We start from the raw sequence: 16,820 nt of genomic DNA on the forward strand, positions 1-16,820 counted from the left end.
GGCTCTAATTGCTCGCAGCGTCAGATAGTATAAGTAACCTACATTATATTAATCTAATTTGGGGATAACTGTAACTTCCCTGAAAATGGATACGTCTAATTGGAAAATGGGAGGGGTTTACTTGAAAAAACTAGTATTGTTAGGGTTGATGATCCTCATTTTAGCTGGTTGTAGTACGACTCTAAAAGACAATGCAACAGCACTAAATACGCCAACAATTGAGGGATATATAACAGCAGCAGAACTGGGAAGATACCTAGTCGTCAGCAATGAACCGATTCATTTAAATGATTCGCATCCTCAGTTTGTGGATGCATTATGGGTAACGACAAAAGAAGTTTTGGAAGTTGGGGATTATGTGAAGGTATGGGCAGGTGCAATTCTAACGTCTTACCCTGGTCAAGCAGGTGCAGATAAAATTGAAATTATACCCCAAAACGTTAATACCATTCTATCTACAAAAGAGATCATTGACAGTGTAGCAAAGAAGTTTGACCATAATCCAATCATTACGAATGTGAATTATGATCGCCAAAAGCAAGCATGGACATTACGATATCAAGTAGATGCAGGGGGCAGAGATATGCTTGTCGGAATGGTCATACCGGACCAACAACCAATCTCACTTGAGCAACCGATTTATGAGCAACCACCTAATGTAGCATTTGCAGTGAATCAGGAGGATCATTTATCCTTATATGTCCAACGGTATGAATGGACGTATACTGATCTCACAACAGACGAGGAAAAGCACATCGAACACGAATTACCGTCGTCCAATATACAAGCATCCTTTAATGAAGCGACCACACTTAAAAAGCCGGAACAGGTTAAACTGATAGTGGATGGATTAGACATACTGCACAGTGAAATCTCGTTTTTTGACGAGCAAATGAATGAGGTAGCCAAGATTATTAATGAAGATGGTACATTTCTAATAGGTACATATTACATGCAAGTAAAAGTCCAATTTGAACAAGGATTAGCTGTCTATGTTGATACAGTTAGATTTCAGTAGTTGAATAAAAATTTATAACATTCCATATTGGGGGTGGAGTTTTGAAAAGATTGCTATTCATTATTTTATTGTTAGGTTTATCTGGATGTACGGCTGCAAAAATCCAATCTTTAGAACAATTTTATAAGAATGCAAAAATTGAAGCTGTAGATAAAGTCGTTATACAGGATGGTTCAACTGGTGCTTCAAAAACGATTCTTGAACAAGAGCAAATTAGTGAATTTTTATCGCTTATTAAAGATATAGAATTTACTCCACAGGATCATCAGGAACAACGGGTGGGATGGCGATACGGTATCACTCTATTGGATGGCGAAAAAGAATTTAAATTCACATTAAATGAAATTGATGATATCTATTACGATTCAAACCCAGATATTCATCCAATTGTAGATGAATACTACAAACAGTTGGCTATAGAAGAAAAATAGGACATGCCAATTATTAAAACTCGAAACAGTTAGTATCTATGAATTAGATTCAATTATAAGGGAGATAACATGAAAATAGTATCAAGATTAACGTGTATTTTATTGATTGTTTTTTTAGCGGGATGTTCAAGTTTATATGAACCATCTCTTAAGGTAAAGGATGCAACGGTTAACATTCGTACAGTTGAAAAAGACATATCTGTACATTCAAGTGACGGTCAAGAAGAAAGTTATTCATCTGTCTATCTAAGTTATCATTTTGGCATAAAAAATACAGGATTCAAAGCTGTTGAAGAAATAGAAGTTACAATCGAACCTGGTCCTGAATTAGCTGAGTTATCTACTAAAACGTTTGGCATAAACGTATTTGATAAATTTGAAAGAGAAAGAGCAGGTTTTGGAATAGCCTTTTCCGGAGCAACGAAATTAACAAGGAAGGAAGAGGGGGTCTATCAGTTAGATTACAATTTAGGTGTGTTAGAACAATCGAATCGCTTCCTAGTTGCACCATCTACAGTAGAACTAGAATATTTATTGGCAAGTGCGTCAGATGCAACACTAATTGTCACTGTTAAAGATAAAGAACTAGGAAGAGTTAAACTAGATGAGCGCAATTAAGTAATTGAATTTATCGTGCAAATATATTTAATTTATTCAAAAACATCAAAAGTAAAAGAGCCTTACTACGAAAAAATGTAGCAAGGCTCTTATGTTTTTATCTCAACATTTTATCGGATTACATAATAGGTCAACTGTCAAAAAACACGTGGTAAAAAATGGTTTTAGTTAAGAGTTTGTTGTGCTAGTATAAAATTCAAAGAAAAATAAGGAGATAAAGGAATGTGAATTGATGGAAATAGAAACTGGAGGAAGGGTTGCTTTGTGTTTAAAAATTCAAGACATACTATTAATATGAGAACGTTAAAAGAAGATTTGTCAGTATCAGCTGTTGTTGTCGGTTTAATCGCTACAATGGTATCGTATGCTGGACCTTTAGTAATTGTTTTCCAAGCTGCTAAGGTAGCACATTTAAGTGATTCTCATTTGTCCTCTTGGATATGGGCGATCTCGATCGGTAGCGGGATAACCTGTATTTTGTTGAGTATTTGGTTTAAAGCGCCAATTATAACAGCTTGGTCTACACCAGGAGTGGTTTTACTAGTTTCAAGCTGGTCAATTTATTCTTATACAGATGCGATAGGAGCGTTCATACTTTCAGCAGCCATTATTACTTTATTAGGTTGGACAGGATTATTTGAGAAAATCATGAATCGAATACCTTATTCAATCACAACTGCTATGCTTGCCGGAATTCTTTTAAACTTTGGCGTTGAAGTTTTTACATCTTTAAAAGACCTACCTGAATTGGTTTTCCCAATGATACTGTGCTATTTAATTTTTAAAAGGTTTTCGCCACGATACACAGTTGTAATTACATTATTTTTAGGGTTACTGATTACGTACTTTACTGGAAATTTAAAGGCTGAAAGTATTGAACTATCTTTCGTGAATCCTATTTTTACAATTCCTACATTTTCGGTAGATGCGTTGATTGGAATTGGTATTCCATTATGTATTGTAACGATGGCTTCTCAAAATGCTCCCGGCATAGGGGTACTAAGAGCAGATGGATACAATGTTCCTATAAGTCCATTAGTTACAACGACGGGCATTTTTTCTATTTTACTTGCACCATTTGGTTCCCATGCTATTAATTTAGCGGCAATTACTGCAGCAATTTGTACTGGAAAAGAGGCCCATGAAGATAAAAACAAACGATATATTGCAGGGATTTCATGCGGAGTATTTTATTTAATCTTTGGTATGTTTGGTGCGGCAATTGCATCAATTTTTCAAGTACTCCCTAGTGAGTTTATAGCAGTTATTGCTGGTTTGGCGCTGTTTGCTTCACTTAGCGCGAGCCTAACTTCAGCGATGGAAGGTACTCAAAAGGAAAGCGCATTAATTACTTTTCTAGTGACGATTTCAGGTATCTCCTTTTTCGGTATTGGTGCTGCCTTTTGGGGATTAATCGCTGGCATTCTAACAAATTCAATTTTTCAAACGAAGTTTAATATGTTCCGTAAAAAACAAAAGAGTGGACTATAGAAACTAGTAGTTAACAAACTTTAACTGACCATATAATACGAACTGCGTCATATGAAAGAAAGTATCGATATTTACTAATAAATGCATGTGCTAACGATTGTTTTACTTGAATAAACAGTTAACGCTAGAGAACACTATAGTGAGGTGTTTTCTTATGAAAAAAGTTATTATTTTAGTTTTTGTAATTTCTCTTTTTCTTTTTTTAACTAAAGCAAATGCAATCATTACTGAATATGATGAAATTGCAAAATCAGACACAGCAGATGTTTCCCTTTTGGCCAAAAAGATAAATGGCGTATATACAGATTTTAAAGTTGATTTTCAAGGTAGCGTCTTTTCTAGACCTTTTTGGATCAACACAACAGAACCAGCTTGGTCTCCTCAAATTATATATAAGGATATCAATCAAGATGGAAAAAGTGAGCTAATCATAATTTTGACCAAGGGTACTGGTACTGGAATAATAGAACGAGAAGTGCATGTTTTTCATATCCAAACGCAAAGAATAAATAAAAAGCTTGTTGAAGTACCAGTTGAAATACTTGTTGATGATCCGATTGCCATCGTGTTAAAAAATGTAAAAACTGAGTTATTGACTAACAAAGCAATCATTTGTATTGCTAACAAGAAATATACAATTGATACAACCCCTTTAAATATTGACCCTGAACACTCATTTCAAGATATATATTTCGGCAATCTTATCAACTTTGAAATAAACGGCAATCATCTTATTGCGAAAATTGGAGGTCAAATTTCGCTAGCAGGTGGAAGAATTGGTGATATTCAAATTACCTATAAGTTTAAGGATAAGATGTATCAAGCAAAATCAATTGAATTTAAATTACCTGAATAATATTTTATTAGACTAATGACGTGCGTTGATCTAGAAGGATTAACGCTTTTTTGATGAACTTTTGTTCTAACAACGCAGTGTGTCTAGATGGGAAGAAATGTAGTGAGAAATTTTATTTCTGTTTTCATAATAATTGTTGTAGTCGTCTTAGTAATTAATATAGACATCGACAAAAATGATAGTTTCTCTTCTAATAATGATGATGATGATGAGAAACAAGGAGGCCGTATTGCATCTGTACTTGATAATGTGTGGGATGAATTTGGATTATTTAGTTTTCAAATAGGTGATACAGACCCGATAATCTGGATTGTAATGGATGAAACTAAAAGTGAAGTACAACTGAAAAAGTATTTAGAGGAAAATGTAAATAAAACAGATTTGAGCCACTATAACATCGAAATTACTAAAAGAAGCTTACAAGAAGTTGAGACAGAGTGGTTTATGAGGGGAGTTTCAGATCTTGTATCTGATTATATACAAGAAAAAAATTATAACGATGTGGAACTTTATCATCCTTCAATTGAACCTGAACCAATACTAAAAATAACTATTCCTGAGTACAGTGAATTATCTAGCGAAAGCTTGAAAATGGAATTAGAAGATTTATTAGTTTCCAAGAACTCTGAACTACCAAAAAAGATATTTCCTATAAAATACAGGTTATAAAGAGTACTGATAAAATTCCTATTGAATCAGATGCCGAAATAAGCGATGATGTTGAAGATTTTCAAGGAACAGCAAACCATTTAATTATTTCTGATACAGATATTTTTAAAGGTAATGGTATCTATAAAATGACTTGGGCGCAACCATCAGATTCGAAGGACTATAAATTTCATGTTACAAACAATACAGGGACAAATGTAACCGTTCAAATTCAACAGGGTAGTTACACTCAAACTTATAATTTAGTGGCTAATGGTTCTACTACATGGGTTCAATCAGCTGCTTCTTCTGGTGACCATACAATAGTGGTAACAACATCTGATGGAAGAGTTTTTAAAGGGGATGTTTTTGTTAGCATATCTGATGCACCTGCTTTGTAGAGAGCAAGCAGGTCGATATCTATAATAGTAATTATGACTTTAGGTTATGAAGAATTGTACATAAACAGAGAGAGCTAGATAAATACTCGATTCACGAAATATTAAAACATAAAGACAGAGTTCGTTCTACACATATTGTAGATGAATTCTGTCTTTATGTTTTAACAGCAATTATCACTACGAAAACAGCCAGTATTGAAGTAGGGTACTTTCACTACTCTTTTCTATTTATATGTCATTTTTAACTAGAAATTGAAATATAAAACAATATGATCTTGTACTTCTTAACAATGTGTATCAGTGGAAAAGTGTACAAACAAAAAATAATAATTTGAGTAAATTATTATTAAATAAGAAAAAAGGAGATGCTTTTTTGAGTTCGGGTAAAAAAAATTATTCAAGCTGCCGTTGTAAAAGTCGTTTGAAACCATGTGATGTTGTACCTGTTTCAAAAGTACTAAAAGCAATAGATGTATGCGAAATACCTAAATGTGATTGTTCAGGTAGTGTAAATCTTCAAACTGCGGATAGTAAGGTTATCGTAAATATTTGCCCAAACTGTATACTTCAAGATAGTTTGGTTTCAATCGGATTTTTGAACACAACATTTAACTCAACAGTGGTTAATCTCCCTCAGTGTATATCTACCGATGCAGGAACTATTTTACAAGTCACGGGGTTTGGTATAATAACATTTGACCTACTAGTAGCTCAGGGTGCTTTTATGCTTCAGCTACTGGAAAACTTTGTGGGTGACGATCAGCTGCTCTTTTCAGCATCCGGTTTTGATCAAGGTGGAAATTCTATTACTATTTCTAGCTCTCAAACAGTACCGGATGAAGCCCTTTTGGTTAGTTTTTGTACTTCTGGTTGTTCGCCTTGTCAAGGTATCAAGAATAAAACTTCAAAACCATTTAAACTTGGGAAAGAAATAAATAAAGGTTCACTTGTGATTATCAAAAACGGAGAAATCGAAGTTAAAGAACTGTAATCGTTGCCTTGAAAACGAAAAAATTGCATTGAAGCAATTCGGTTTGTAAGAACGGCAGAGAGAGATAATGGTATAATTTTTTATTTATACAGAACTTTTAAAATAATCCGTTAATATATATCACCCGAAATAGGCAGTAACATAAAGGGCCAAACCCCTGATGTTGTTGCCTTTTTATTTTGGAATTAGAGAAACAAAGTTTGTTATGCGAAGAAAAGTCTAGAAGTAGTGAGCAATTAGAAAGACAACGCTTTTACGAAGGAATGGCGGTTGCTTAAACAAATATTGCGGTAAGGTTAAAAGGTGATTTCGATTATGATAAACCAGAAGTGTTCGATGAACTGTACAATGGCTTAGAGAAGACTTCAAACGAAAAAAATATAAGCAATTCAGAAAAAGGCTCGACTTGTTCATTTTGCCGAAGAACGAAAGAAGAAGTAGGCGAATTAGTAAATGGGCCAGGAGTGACGATATGCAAGAGTTGTTTGGAATTTGGTGCAGAAATTATTAAATCGCTTTCATTAGGGTTCTGATATTAATTTCAGTTAAAATACTGGTTAAATAAAAATGATTAAAAATATAGCAACCCTCTTAAGAGACGAATCTTAGGAGGGTTTATTTTTGCTAAGAAGGACAGTCAAAAAGTGGGTTTAAAATGTCAAAAGTATTTGACATAAAAATAAAGTTGAATTACACTTTAAATGTCAAAAGGTTTTTACATTTTAGTGTTTGGGGTGAATGAAATGAATATTGTTGTTGTTATCTTTTTAAGTTTAATTGCAGTTTCAATTGGCATTATTATTTTCACTTTGTATTCTATCGCAAAACGACAAGATGAACGCCAGGATTATATAAAATCTAAAGCAATGTCGTATACGTTCAGTGTTATTATTGGTTTATTAGTCATTGAAGTAGGTGTAGATATTTATCGCAGTAGTACAGAACAATCGATCAATCTCGGAATGAGTTCCTATGTTCTTTTATTTACAATTTGTATTGTTTATCTTGCTTCACTTTTATTTTTTTCAAGAAAGTATGCCTAATGAAAAATAATATTAGAGAAGTCCGTAAACAATTAAAACTTTCTCAAGATGAGCTGGCAAAACATTGTGGTGTTTCAAGACAAACTGTTAATGCTATTGAAAATGCAAAGTATGATCCAACTTTGCATTTAGCTTTTAAATTGGCATCAGTCTTACAGGTTACAGTCAATGAGCTATTTATTTTTGAAGATCATTAAACTAGCATTTATACAAAACGTGTATTTTGAAAAAGAAAATTTCCAAATATACGTTTTTTTCACAAACAAGGCAGGGTAGCGCAATTAAAACTTAAGAATTCTTAAGGATTTTCGTCACTTCCTCTTAAGGTTTGAATCCTAAAATATAATTAGCAATTCAAACCAATGAGGTGTTTAAATATGATAAAAATATCATTCTTACTTCAATTTCTTATTAATCCAAAAACAGTAGGGGCTGTTCTTCCTAGTTCAAATTTTCTTGGTGATAGAATGATTGAAAAAATCGATTTTAAGGAAGCAAAATATATTGTTGAATATGGCCCAGGTACAGGGGTGTTCACAGAAAAATTAATTAAAAAAAGAAATCCTAAGACGGTGCTAGTATTAGTGGAGAATAATAAAGAATTCTATTCAACGTTGAAAGAAAAATATAAAGAGGAAAATAATTTATTTATTGTACATGAATCTGCCGAAAAAATTGAACGATATTTGAGGGAGTACGGAATCCCTTATGTGGATTATGTTATTTCGGGTCTTCCTTTTGCGAGTTTACCCAAAAAGGTTTCAAATGAAATTTTATTAAATACCACAAAAATTTTAAAAGAGGATGGGCAATTCATTACGTTCCAATATACAAAAATAAAAAAGGCATTCTTTAATCAATTTTTCACCAAAATTGATGTGAAAAGAGAATATAGAAATTTTCCACCTGCCTACATCTTTAGTTGTACTAGGTTAACAAATCATACGGAGGAGTTTTACAATGTCAAGAATACTAATTGTGGATGACGATAAAGCGATCAGAAATCTTATTGCAGTTTATTTGGAAAATGAAGGTATGCAAACTCAAAAGGCTGAAGATGCTATTGAAGCATTGAAAATGTTAGAAGAACGTGTATTTGACCTAATTATTTTAGACATTATGATGCCGAAAATGGATGGTATTCAAGCATGCATGAAGATTAGGGAAGAACGCAGCATGCCGATCATTATGCTTTCTGCAAAATCAGAAGATCTAGATAAAATCAAAGGCCTTGCTTCTGGTGCCGATGATTATTTATCTAAACCATTTAACCCATTGGAATTAATCGCTAGGGTGAAATCCCAATTAAGAAGATATAAAAAGTACAATAATGAGTCATCTTTCGACAAAAGCGTTATTGAGATTGACGATTTAACGATAAATACAGATACACGTCAGGTTTGGGTACAAGGGAAAGAAATTAGGTTGACGCCGAAAGAATTTGATATTTTAGAACTTCTTGCTCGAAACAAGGGGATTGTCTTAAGTATAGAAAAAATTTATGAGGCAGTTTGGAAGGATGATTTTTATAAATCGGATAATACAGTGATGGTACACATTACAAAAATTAGAAATAAAATAGAGGAAGATCCCAAACGACCATTATATATTAAAACGATTTGGGGAGTTGGGTATAAAATATGAAACCAATTAAGTTTCGAAATACACTAACCGTAAATCTACTTTTAATGATTGTCATTAGTTTTTTTGGAACGTATGCTGTAATGATCGTCATTTCTAAAATGGATACTTTCATCAATCCGAATGGAAGTATTTTGAAAGCTGGTTTGTTACTGACATTTTGGTTTTCTATTGTAATACTAACATTCATTGTAATTTTTACATTGCTCATAAGGAAAAAAATACTGTATTTGAGTTATATTTCTGAAACCGTTCAACAAATTGCTAATGGTAAACTCGGGCTAACAATTGACATAAAAGGGAAGGATGAATTATCGCAGCTAGCAGGGAACATTAATTACATGTCAAAGGAGTTAGAAAATAAATTTATCCATGAAAGACAACTAGAAAAGGTGAAAAATGAACTAATAACAAATATTTCCCATGATTTACGGACGCCATTAACATCAATTATTGGATATTTGAATTTAATAAAAAGAGGGCAATATGAAAATAAAGATCAATTCCACGAATACTTTGAAACCATTTATTCAAAATCACATAGACTAAAACACCTAATTGATGAACTGTTTGAATTTACCCGCTTATCGAGTCCTGATGCTATGTTAAACCTGAGTAAAGTTGACCTGGCGAGTTTGTTGCAGCAAATAGTTGGCGAATATATTCCAATGTTTGAAGAAGAACAATTAGCTGCTCGAAGTTCGATAACAGATGAGGACATCCCTGTTTTAATTGATGTAGAAAAAATGGTACGTGTTTATGAAAATCTAATTATGAATGCCATTAAATACAGCGTGAAACCTTCTGAGATACAAATATCCTTTACGTCTAGAAGGAATACCGCCGTTTTACAAGTATCAAACAGAGTGGAAAACCCTCCTGAAGAAGACGTAAATAAAATGTTTGAACGGTTTTTTAGAGGAGATAAAGCGAGAATAGATGCACAAGGAACTGGTCTTGGACTTTCGATTTCAAAAAGAATCGTCGAGCTTCATAATGGGGACATTCGTGCAGAATACAAGGATGGTTGGATCAGCTTTATTGTGGAACATCCTTTATTTAAATAACAATTTAACGAGAGAAGCAGGGGATGTGTATCGGAATATCACCTACTTCTCTTTTTCTTCGTACTTCAACACTGTGAATTACTATTTATGATTTTGAGAATCCTTAATAATTTTTAGATAATCACCGGCTATGTTGAAAGCGTCAGACCTTATTCACGAGATATTTCGTTTTATTTACCCGCCAAGTTGAACGTACGTGCGACTTTATCTAATATAGTAGCGAGTATTATCCCCACTGTATATCGAATCAAATCCTTTACAAGAAAACCTCTGCCTAATATTAAAGCCCCGAGCGATGTCCCACGAATCTGATTAATCCAGTCTTGTTGATACAACTGGCTAAACTCAATACCGAAGCTAAACAAAAAGCTAAACGAAATAGCTACGAGTGTGCTTTTACGTACGAATAAAAATCGAAATCCAAAATAGACCATCGTCGCCCATAGCATGTCTCCTGCGTTTTGCACTACAAATGGCGGCAGCAGAGAACCCCATTTTCTAGAGGCTAGTCCTAATAGAATAGTGATAACTATAGCTAACAAATAAACGGTTCGCAAAGTGCGGTATTGTGTATTGATAGATTTTTGCTCAGTAGTCAATAGAATCACTCTTTCTGTGTGTTGGTATTATTGACGATAATTATCTAATAAAGGTGCCAGCGAGAATTACTGAAATAGTCAATTTATCCAAATATATTTCAAGTTCTAAAATCGAATGGCTTCGTTTGTGAAAAGGATAGAGAATAAGGGGGAATAAACAACGATGTTAATTATTGTTAAAACTGGGTTGACATAAAATGTGTATTAAGCCTATAATACATTCCGAGGAGTGTATTAACAGTTTAATACATTTTTTGAGGATAGTGTATTAAATGGCTAATACACAGGCTGCATTAGCGGGAGCATGTGCAAGATTATTTAGTGCGTGGTTAAGTATATAACCTATTATTATGCGCGGTGTGTATTAAGTGATTAATACGCGAAAAATTGATTTTTGGGAGTTGAGTGTATTGAATGTGAAGTTTAATAATCGGGATCCGCTTTATGTTCAGGTTATCCGGCATTTTAAAGAGCAAATCGCCAAGGGATATTTTGAACCCGGTCAGGAGATTCCATCAAGAAGGGAACTGGCCAATCAGCTGAAGATTAACCCCAATACCGCACAACGAGCTTATAAGGAAATGGAGGAACAAGGATTGATTTTTACTGAAGGAAATATGCCAAGTTGTATTACGAAAGATGAAGCGGTTCTAAAAAGTGTCCGTGAAGAATTGATTATCGAAGCGATTGACTTATTTGTAGGTTCAATAAAATCTATTGATGTCCCTTTATCCGAGGTGTTGGAATTAGTCGAGCAAAAGTATGATGCCGAAAGCGGGGAAGCGGAGGAATCGAAATGATCGAAGTGAAAAATGTCAAGAAAAAATATGGTAGAAAACAGGTTTTAAAAGGCATCTCCTTCACTGCTAAAAAAGGTGAAATTACTTGTTTAATCGGGATAAATGGAGTAGGGAAGACCACAATTATGAAAGCGATTATGGCCCTCACGCCGATTAATAGCGGTGAGATTTTGATAGATGGGGAAAAAATCAAGAAAGAAAGCTATGACAAAATCACTTTTATTCCAGATACAATCACGATGTTGCCACAAATGAAAATTGCTGAAGCTTTCGCGTTCATGGCGGATTTTTATAAAAGTTGGAATCCTCAAAGAGCAGAGGAGTTGCTGAAATTTTTCAAATTAGACCCTACTGAACGGATTGCTAATTTATCGAAGGGGAATACAGCTAAAGTCAATATGTTATTAGGCTTGGCACTGGATGTAGATTACTTACTGATGGATGAACCATTCTCGGGTATTGATATATTTTCTCGTGAACAAATTGCAGAAGTGTTTACAAGCCATTTGATTGAAGATCGTGGTGTAATTCTCACAACCCATGAGATTAATGATATTGAGCACTTGATAGATAGAGCAGTGCTTATTGATGAAGGTGAAGTTTTAAAGGATTTTAGCGTAGAGGAAGTACGTGAGAATGAAGGGAAATCAGTCGTTGATGTGATGCGGGAGGTGTATCGTAGATGAAAAGCTATTTAAAACTAGTTAATTTCGAAATCAATCGATTTTTCAAATTGTATCTAGTTCTAATTGGATTGACAGTTGTATCGCAGCTCATCGGTGCGGTTATTGTCTCAAAAGGATATATAAAAAATGCAAATCAGATGATGTATGAAAATCAACTTTCAGTGAGCCAATATATTGAGCAATACAGTGTGTTTTCTTTTAGCCATCTCGCTAATTCTAGTTGGATTATATTGCCGATTGTTTTTTGTATCGCCATGTTGATGATTTATGTTTTCTTTATTTGGTATCGCGATTGGTTCGGAAAAAATACGTTCATTTACAGATTATTAATGTTACCGACTAGTAGAATTAATATTTATTTCGCCAAATTGTCTACCGTTATGTTTTTGGTATTTGGTTTTATAACCTTACAAATATTATTGATTCCTATCGAAATGCAGATTGTGAAAAGTATAGTACCAGCAGATTTTAGAGCATATTTCCCGCTTTCTGAAATATATAATACAGATATGTTGGCCTTTCTGTATCCGAACACATTTACTGGATTTTTCCTGATTTATGGAATAGGGCTAGTTTTTGTAGCGATACTTTTCACGGCCATATTGTTTGAGCGAAGCTATGGTTTAAAAGGTATTTTTTGTGGGGTCTTATATGGAATGTTATCGTTCGGCGTTCTTATTACACCGTTAGTATTGGATGAATTATACACAAGCTATTTTTACCTAATTGAAATCTATCTAATGGAATTGGTAACTTGCATAATCGTTTTAGGAAGTGCCATTTGGATTGCGAATCATTTACTAAAGCATAAAATCAGGGTTTAATAGGGGGGATTAATATGAAAAAATATTGGAAAATGATATTGATTAGTTTTGTAATCGTTACGGCAATTGGATCTCACTATATCCAAGCAGCAAGGGCAACTAAAAACGATTTCCCCTTTAAAATTGAAACGACTAGCGGAAATAAGGAAGAAATCGAAAACCTTATCCTTCAAGGGAATTATCACAATGGAGCTATTTATCGTTTGTTGAACATATCAAAGGAGGGGGCGACTAATCAGTCGAGTCGCCAAGCAGATATTGAAGGTTTAATAGCTCCTTCAGTACCTTTAATGTTTCAAAAATATATTCAAGAACACCGTAAGTTTATGCGTGGAAAACATTTAGCTCCATGGAAGTACTTTGAAGACGAAGAGCGTTTGATTTACACAACTGATCCAAATAATGCCCAGAGAGTAATTCAAGGGAAATCTGTTGCACTTCAAATCGATATACTCGATAAACAGACAAACAACAGTTCATCGTTTGAAATCAATGCGCCAGCCAAAGCAAGCTATGGCAGTATGTATGTGAATGATGTCTATGTAGAAGATGAAGAAATAAAGATATTAGTAACTGGCTATCTCCTTACAGGTGGGCAAGAGTTGCATGTTTATACAGTAAATGAAAAGAGTAAGGAATTAGAACTGGATTCAATGATTGCGAAAATAGAGCAAGAAGAAGGATTTTATTCAAATATCACAATGTTTAATGATTTCAATAAAATTCAAAATGAAAACTATTACTTTTATATGGTAGAAAAATCTAAAGATAGAATGGGCGGGGGTAGGCCTGATATTATCTCTAGCCACATGTATCTTTATAATAATGTTAATAATGAAGTGGAAGAATGGGAGCTACCTGCCGAATTAAAACCAAATAAGGGCTTGATGTTTCTTCATGAGGCAGAAATATTCATTCCAGTTCTTTCAGCCAACGATTTAAAGCTGAATCGTTATAATATCGAAAAGAAACAGTGGGAAGAGCCTGTAAACTTTAATTATCCAAGTGATGTTGATGAAAAAGACACACCTTTTTTGCAGATTACAGATGATAAACTTTATTTTGTGAATCGTGTTTCTGACAGTCATTCGTTCTATATTGGTGATTTGCGTACAGGGGAATCATTGTATGAAGGTAAAATCATCAATGAAAACAGCAAAAAACTAGATACAAATTATTCTCTTTATATCGACCAAATTACTAACATTAATTAAAGAACAAGCTAGTTGTTCTCTTAGGGCTACCAACAATTGGGGATAGCTGGTTATAGGCAAGTGTGAATTCACTATTGAATTCACACTTGCCATTTCTGGTTCATAGTTTTTACTATATAATAAAAGTGTTTTACCTATTATTTGTCCGATTTTAAAAAAGCTAAGCTAATTTTCTTATTGTTTTCATTGCGGAAAGAATATAGTATATACTTTTATAGTCCTATGATTTATAGAGAATATAGGAACGTAAATTAATACAAAGTTTTATTGGAGGATTATTATGAATTACAAAATTATCAACAAACCAGTATTTGAACAAGCACAACTACGCTCAGTGTCGGACGTACCATTCACTGAAGAAGAACTTGAAACAGGTATGAAAATCGCTGTCTCTAAGGCAGATGATACCCTTGCTTTGTATTTATTGGACATTAACGGTCAAAAGAAATTCGAGGTTCGTTGGGACGATTCTTCTGAAATTTTCAATGGCTGGTATTCTGCATGGGATAACTTCTGTTGGTGCCTAGATATCGTTAGTAAATAAACTATCTTTCTTTAAATAATATCAACTAGAAACGAACATTATTTTGTTTTCAGTTGATATTATTTGCTACCGACGAAGACATTGGTTTAATATCTTAACGTTTGAGGGAACGTGCTATTTAAAGGCTACTTGATGATTCACTATCAAGTAGTCTTTTATTTTGTTTGGTAGAAATATCAAACATACAGCTCGGGCTGTTCAACTTAGTAAAATCGCTAATAGCGATAAATTTCCGATAATTCATGTTTTAATTGTTTGCGAACTAGGGCCCCTCAGTTTCTCAAGAATTTTCAACCGTTCTGCCTCAAAGTCGAAGGAGAGAGGGGCTTCTACAGGCGTGAATTGTTCATGGCGTTTGTGGAACCATTCTGGGATGACCTCGGTGCGTTTTTGGTTATGCTGTACTTGCTTTTTGTTTTTAAACGATTGTTTATAGGCGTCTGCCTCCGCAACAGTTTTTAGGTGTTTTTGCTGCCAATCACGTAATACCGATTCAACGTAGTTCCATTTCGCTACATGATTTTCAACCGCTGTTTTCATGGCGTATATCACCAATTCCTCGCAGCAATCATTAATCCAAAAACCTATTTTTTCTGCAACATAAGAATTTAATAGTCCGAATCCATTTTCTTCATAAAACTGAAAGGCTGTTATTTTTACAGGTGCATGTTGTAAATCTATTGAGGGATTTTCTGTCGTATTCTTTGTGTAATCTCTGGTTATTGGTGTCGTCAAATTGCTGACACCGTTTTCGGCATTTTGCTGACATGGTGGTTCGCAAGTTTCGTTATTGGATATCGTCAATTTTCCGTAACGCAAATCCTCATTCTGAAAAATCTCTACGGCTTCATAATTCACGCGATACCATTTCGTACGGTCCATCTTCATGCGATTGTAATTGCCGACCATAATCAGTCGATCTTCCTCCAGTTTGCGAATAATGCGTTCCAGTGTACTTTTTGACCAAAAAGGAAATTCCTTATGCCAATCCTCCAACGTTTTATAGACCCACTTATGTCCATCTCGGATGTTCTTAGAAATACGTAACCAATAGTGCATTTGTTGTAATACTAGTGCTTGATTTAGACCGATTTTTACAGCAAGCGATGGCAATACTTGTAATGGCGATTCATTGATAAGTAAGTTCATATGTTTCAAGCCCCTTTACGTTTGTTTATGAAATGAGAAATGCAAATCGTCGCATATTTCAATTCAACAGTTATATACAGTCGTAGGGCTGAAAAGGAGACATCTATTTTTAAATAAATTAATATTTATAGATTATCGTTCAAAGAAATATTTCAGCATCTCCCAATAATACGCGGTACAAAAAAAATATGAACATATGTTTGGGATGTGTGTTCTCTTTTGGTTGAAAGTATGTTAAATTTGGAATACAGAAATCATTAACTTGCAAGGAGAATAAAGGCTATGCTAGGGAATACACATATCGTAGGAGGCATCACAGCAAGTCTTGCTTTTGCGCAAACTTCAAATGAAAGCCCGCTCTTATTAGTTGGGGCAGGTGTGGTCGGTGCGTTGCTACCCGATATATGCCACAGTGGTAGTAAGATAGGGAGAACGTTTCCTATTAGTTCAAAAATCGTCAATAGGTTGTTTGGGCATCGGTCTTTCACGCATAGTTTGCTATTTTTGGTTTTAGTAGCACTGCTAATGGATGCTATTGTCCCGTACAGATCGTTGACAATAGGTATTTTATTGGGGATGGCTAGCCACTTGATTCTCGATATGGGGACGAAGAAGGGCATTAAGTTGTTTTTCCCGATTAAAATATCGGTGCGTTTTCCACTGACTATTAAAACAGGAAGCAGTGCGGAGAAAATTATTTTTGCAGGGCTTTGTATGCTGTCGCTGTACTTTGGGTATGAAATTATATTGGATATAGTGAGCGTTGTGTAAAAAATAACCCCTTCATGAAATAATTCAT

22 protein-coding genes are annotated in these 16,820 nt (G+C 34.3%); 20 read left to right on the forward strand and 2 right to left on the reverse strand.

All coding sequences use genetic code 11. The annotated features are described in order from the left end of the window. The first annotated feature begins 121 nt into the window (after nt 1-121). The 14 genes from ACIQZG_RS19160 (at nt 122) to ACIQZG_RS19225 (ending at nt 10,205) form a co-directional block, all read left to right on the forward strand. Complete coding sequence (locus ACIQZG_RS19160) at nt 122-1,018, forward strand: DUF3221 domain-containing protein (RefSeq protein ID WP_402757068.1); 897 nt, start codon at nt 122-124, stop codon at nt 1,016-1,018. Between the two features lie 41 nt (nt 1,019-1,059). Next, on the forward strand, nt 1,060-1,449 hold the full coding sequence (locus ACIQZG_RS19165) for a hypothetical protein (RefSeq protein WP_402757069.1): 390 nt from the start codon (nt 1,060-1,062) through the stop codon (nt 1,447-1,449). A gap of 69 nt (nt 1,450-1,518) precedes the next feature. Beyond that, a complete protein-coding gene (locus tag ACIQZG_RS19170; protein WP_402757070.1) occupies nt 1,519-2,067 on the forward strand; it encodes a hypothetical protein in 549 nt (182 codons plus the stop codon). 264 nt (nt 2,068-2,331) lie between these two features. Next, nucleotides 2,332-3,558: a benzoate/H(+) symporter BenE family transporter gene (locus ACIQZG_RS19175; protein ID WP_402757071.1), complete on the forward strand. Its 1,227-nt coding sequence runs from the start codon at nt 2,332-2,334 to the stop codon at nt 3,556-3,558. 154 nt (nt 3,559-3,712) lie between these two features. Then, on the forward strand, nt 3,713-4,414 hold the full coding sequence (locus ACIQZG_RS19180; RefSeq protein WP_402757072.1) for a hypothetical protein: 702 nt from the start codon (nt 3,713-3,715) through the stop codon (nt 4,412-4,414). A 102-nt stretch (nt 4,415-4,516) separates the two neighbouring features. After that, entirely contained in the window at nt 4,517-5,083 is a 567-nt protein-coding gene (locus tag ACIQZG_RS19185; protein WP_402757073.1) for a YolC/YozM family protein, read from the forward strand. A 128-nt stretch (nt 5,084-5,211) separates the two neighbouring features. After that, nucleotides 5,212-5,463 carry a hypothetical protein gene (locus ACIQZG_RS19190; protein WP_402757074.1) on the forward strand — a complete coding sequence of 84 codons (252 nt, stop codon included), beginning with the start codon at nt 5,212-5,214 and terminating at the stop codon, nt 5,461-5,463. 331 nt (nt 5,464-5,794) lie between these two features. After that, on the forward strand, nt 5,795-6,454 hold the full coding sequence (locus tag ACIQZG_RS19195) for a hypothetical protein (RefSeq protein WP_402757075.1): 660 nt from the start codon (nt 5,795-5,797) through the stop codon (nt 6,452-6,454). Between the two features lie 329 nt (nt 6,455-6,783). Then, nucleotides 6,784-6,987, forward strand: coding sequence for a ClpX C4-type zinc finger protein (locus ACIQZG_RS19200; RefSeq protein ID WP_402757076.1), 204 nt, complete (start codon nt 6,784-6,786; stop codon nt 6,985-6,987). A 168-nt stretch (nt 6,988-7,155) separates the two neighbouring features. Next, on the forward strand, nt 7,156-7,497 hold the full coding sequence (locus tag ACIQZG_RS19205) for a DUF2178 domain-containing protein (protein WP_483869794.1): 342 nt from the start codon (nt 7,156-7,158) through the stop codon (nt 7,495-7,497). Continuing rightward, a complete protein-coding gene (locus ACIQZG_RS19210) occupies nt 7,497-7,694 on the forward strand; it encodes a helix-turn-helix transcriptional regulator (protein ID WP_402757078.1) in 198 nt (65 codons plus the stop codon). The genes ACIQZG_RS19205 and ACIQZG_RS19210 overlap by 1 nt, the downstream gene beginning before the upstream one ends. 180 nt (nt 7,695-7,874) lie before the next feature. Further along, on the forward strand, nt 7,875-8,483 hold the full coding sequence (locus tag ACIQZG_RS19215) for a class I SAM-dependent methyltransferase (protein WP_402757079.1): 609 nt from the start codon (nt 7,875-7,877) through the stop codon (nt 8,481-8,483). After that, entirely contained in the window at nt 8,458-9,141 is a 684-nt protein-coding gene (locus tag ACIQZG_RS19220) for a response regulator transcription factor (RefSeq protein ID WP_402757080.1), read from the forward strand. The genes ACIQZG_RS19215 and ACIQZG_RS19220 overlap by 26 nt, the downstream gene beginning before the upstream one ends. After that, nucleotides 9,138-10,205 (forward strand): sensor histidine kinase, encoded by a 1,068-nt coding sequence (locus ACIQZG_RS19225; protein ID WP_402757081.1) that lies wholly within the window; start codon nt 9,138-9,140, stop codon nt 10,203-10,205. Before ACIQZG_RS19220 ends, ACIQZG_RS19225 begins: the two co-directional genes overlap by 4 nt. 170 nt (nt 10,206-10,375) lie before the next feature. On the opposite strand, the gene ACIQZG_RS19230 is transcribed toward ACIQZG_RS19225, so the two are convergent. Further along, nucleotides 10,376-10,813, reverse strand: coding sequence for a ribosomal maturation YjgA family protein (locus ACIQZG_RS19230; protein WP_402757082.1), 438 nt, complete (start codon nt 10,811-10,813; stop codon nt 10,376-10,378). 401 nt (nt 10,814-11,214) lie between these two features. On the opposite strand from ACIQZG_RS19230, the gene ACIQZG_RS19235 reads away from it, so the two are divergent. The 5 genes from ACIQZG_RS19235 (at nt 11,215) to ACIQZG_RS19255 (ending at nt 14,872) form a co-directional block, all read left to right on the forward strand. Next, the gene (locus tag ACIQZG_RS19235; RefSeq protein ID WP_402757083.1) at nt 11,215-11,604 is read left to right on the forward strand and encodes a GntR family transcriptional regulator; all 390 of its coding nucleotides are present in this window, start codon (nt 11,215-11,217) and stop codon (nt 11,602-11,604) included. Then, entirely contained in the window at nt 11,601-12,290 is a 690-nt protein-coding gene (locus ACIQZG_RS19240) for an ABC transporter ATP-binding protein (protein ID WP_402757084.1), read from the forward strand. Before ACIQZG_RS19235 ends, ACIQZG_RS19240 begins: the two co-directional genes overlap by 4 nt. Next, on the forward strand, nt 12,287-13,114 hold the full coding sequence (locus ACIQZG_RS19245) for a hypothetical protein (RefSeq protein ID WP_402757085.1): 828 nt from the start codon (nt 12,287-12,289) through the stop codon (nt 13,112-13,114). The genes ACIQZG_RS19240 and ACIQZG_RS19245 overlap by 4 nt, the downstream gene beginning before the upstream one ends. 14 nt (nt 13,115-13,128) lie before the next feature. After that, nucleotides 13,129-14,328, forward strand: a complete 1,200-nt coding sequence (locus ACIQZG_RS19250; RefSeq protein WP_402757086.1) for a hypothetical protein — start codon at nt 13,129-13,131, stop codon at nt 14,326-14,328. Between the two features lie 280 nt (nt 14,329-14,608). Next, nucleotides 14,609-14,872 carry a hypothetical protein gene (locus ACIQZG_RS19255; protein ID WP_402757087.1) on the forward strand — a complete coding sequence of 88 codons (264 nt, stop codon included), beginning with the start codon at nt 14,609-14,611 and terminating at the stop codon, nt 14,870-14,872. Nucleotides 14,873-15,112: 240 nt separating this feature from the next. On the opposite strand, the gene ACIQZG_RS19260 is transcribed toward ACIQZG_RS19255, so the two are convergent. Next, the gene (locus ACIQZG_RS19260; protein ID WP_402757088.1) at nt 15,113-16,021 is read right to left on the reverse strand and encodes a DnaD domain protein; all 909 of its coding nucleotides are present in this window, start codon (nt 16,019-16,021) and stop codon (nt 15,113-15,115) included. 282 nt (nt 16,022-16,303) lie between these two features. Between ACIQZG_RS19260 and ACIQZG_RS19265 the strand changes: the two genes are divergently transcribed. Continuing rightward, the gene (locus tag ACIQZG_RS19265) at nt 16,304-16,792 is read left to right on the forward strand and encodes a metal-dependent hydrolase (protein WP_402757089.1); all 489 of its coding nucleotides are present in this window, start codon (nt 16,304-16,306) and stop codon (nt 16,790-16,792) included. Nucleotides 16,793-16,820: the final 28 nt, after the last annotated feature.

It is taken from the genome of Lysinibacillus sp. NPDC096418, from assembly GCF_044762775.1.
Lineage (GTDB): Bacteria > Bacillota > Bacilli > Bacillales_A > Planococcaceae > Lysinibacillus.

Bases quoted from the DNA above. Each gene is read 5' to 3' on its own strand.
- ACIQZG_RS19170 (WP_402757070.1), top strand. From the start codon at position 1,519: ATGAAAATAGTATCAAGATTAACGTGTATTTTATTGATTGTTTTTTTA.
- ACIQZG_RS19180 (WP_402757072.1), top strand. From the start codon at position 3,713: ATGAAAAAAGTTATTATTTTAGTTTTTGTAATTTCTCTTTTTCTTTTT.
- ACIQZG_RS19190 (WP_402757074.1), top strand. From the start codon at position 5,212: ATGACTTGGGCGCAACCATCAGATTCGAAGGACTATAAATTTCATGTT.
- ACIQZG_RS19205 (WP_483869794.1), top strand. From the start codon at position 7,156: ATGTCAAAAGGTTTTTACATTTTAGTGTTTGGGGTGAATGAAATGAAT.
- ACIQZG_RS19210 (WP_402757078.1), top strand. From the start codon at position 7,497: ATGAAAAATAATATTAGAGAAGTCCGTAAACAATTAAAACTTTCTCAA.
- ACIQZG_RS19215 (WP_402757079.1), top strand. From the start codon at position 7,875: ATGATAAAAATATCATTCTTACTTCAATTTCTTATTAATCCAAAAACA.
- ACIQZG_RS19220 (WP_402757080.1), top strand. From the start codon at position 8,458: ATGTCAAGAATACTAATTGTGGATGACGATAAAGCGATCAGAAATCTT.
- ACIQZG_RS19225 (WP_402757081.1), top strand. From the start codon at position 9,138: ATGAAACCAATTAAGTTTCGAAATACACTAACCGTAAATCTACTTTTA.
- ACIQZG_RS19240 (WP_402757084.1), top strand. From the start codon at position 11,601: ATGATCGAAGTGAAAAATGTCAAGAAAAAATATGGTAGAAAACAGGTT.
- ACIQZG_RS19245 (WP_402757085.1), top strand. From the start codon at position 12,287: ATGAAAAGCTATTTAAAACTAGTTAATTTCGAAATCAATCGATTTTTC.
- ACIQZG_RS19250 (WP_402757086.1), top strand. From the start codon at position 13,129: ATGAAAAAATATTGGAAAATGATATTGATTAGTTTTGTAATCGTTACG.
- ACIQZG_RS19255 (WP_402757087.1), top strand. From the start codon at position 14,609: ATGAATTACAAAATTATCAACAAACCAGTATTTGAACAAGCACAACTA.
- ACIQZG_RS19260 (WP_402757088.1), bottom strand. From the start codon at position 16,021: ATGAACTTACTTATCAATGAATCGCCATTACAAGTATTGCCATCGCTT.
- ACIQZG_RS19265 (WP_402757089.1), top strand. From the start codon at position 16,304: ATGCTAGGGAATACACATATCGTAGGAGGCATCACAGCAAGTCTTGCT.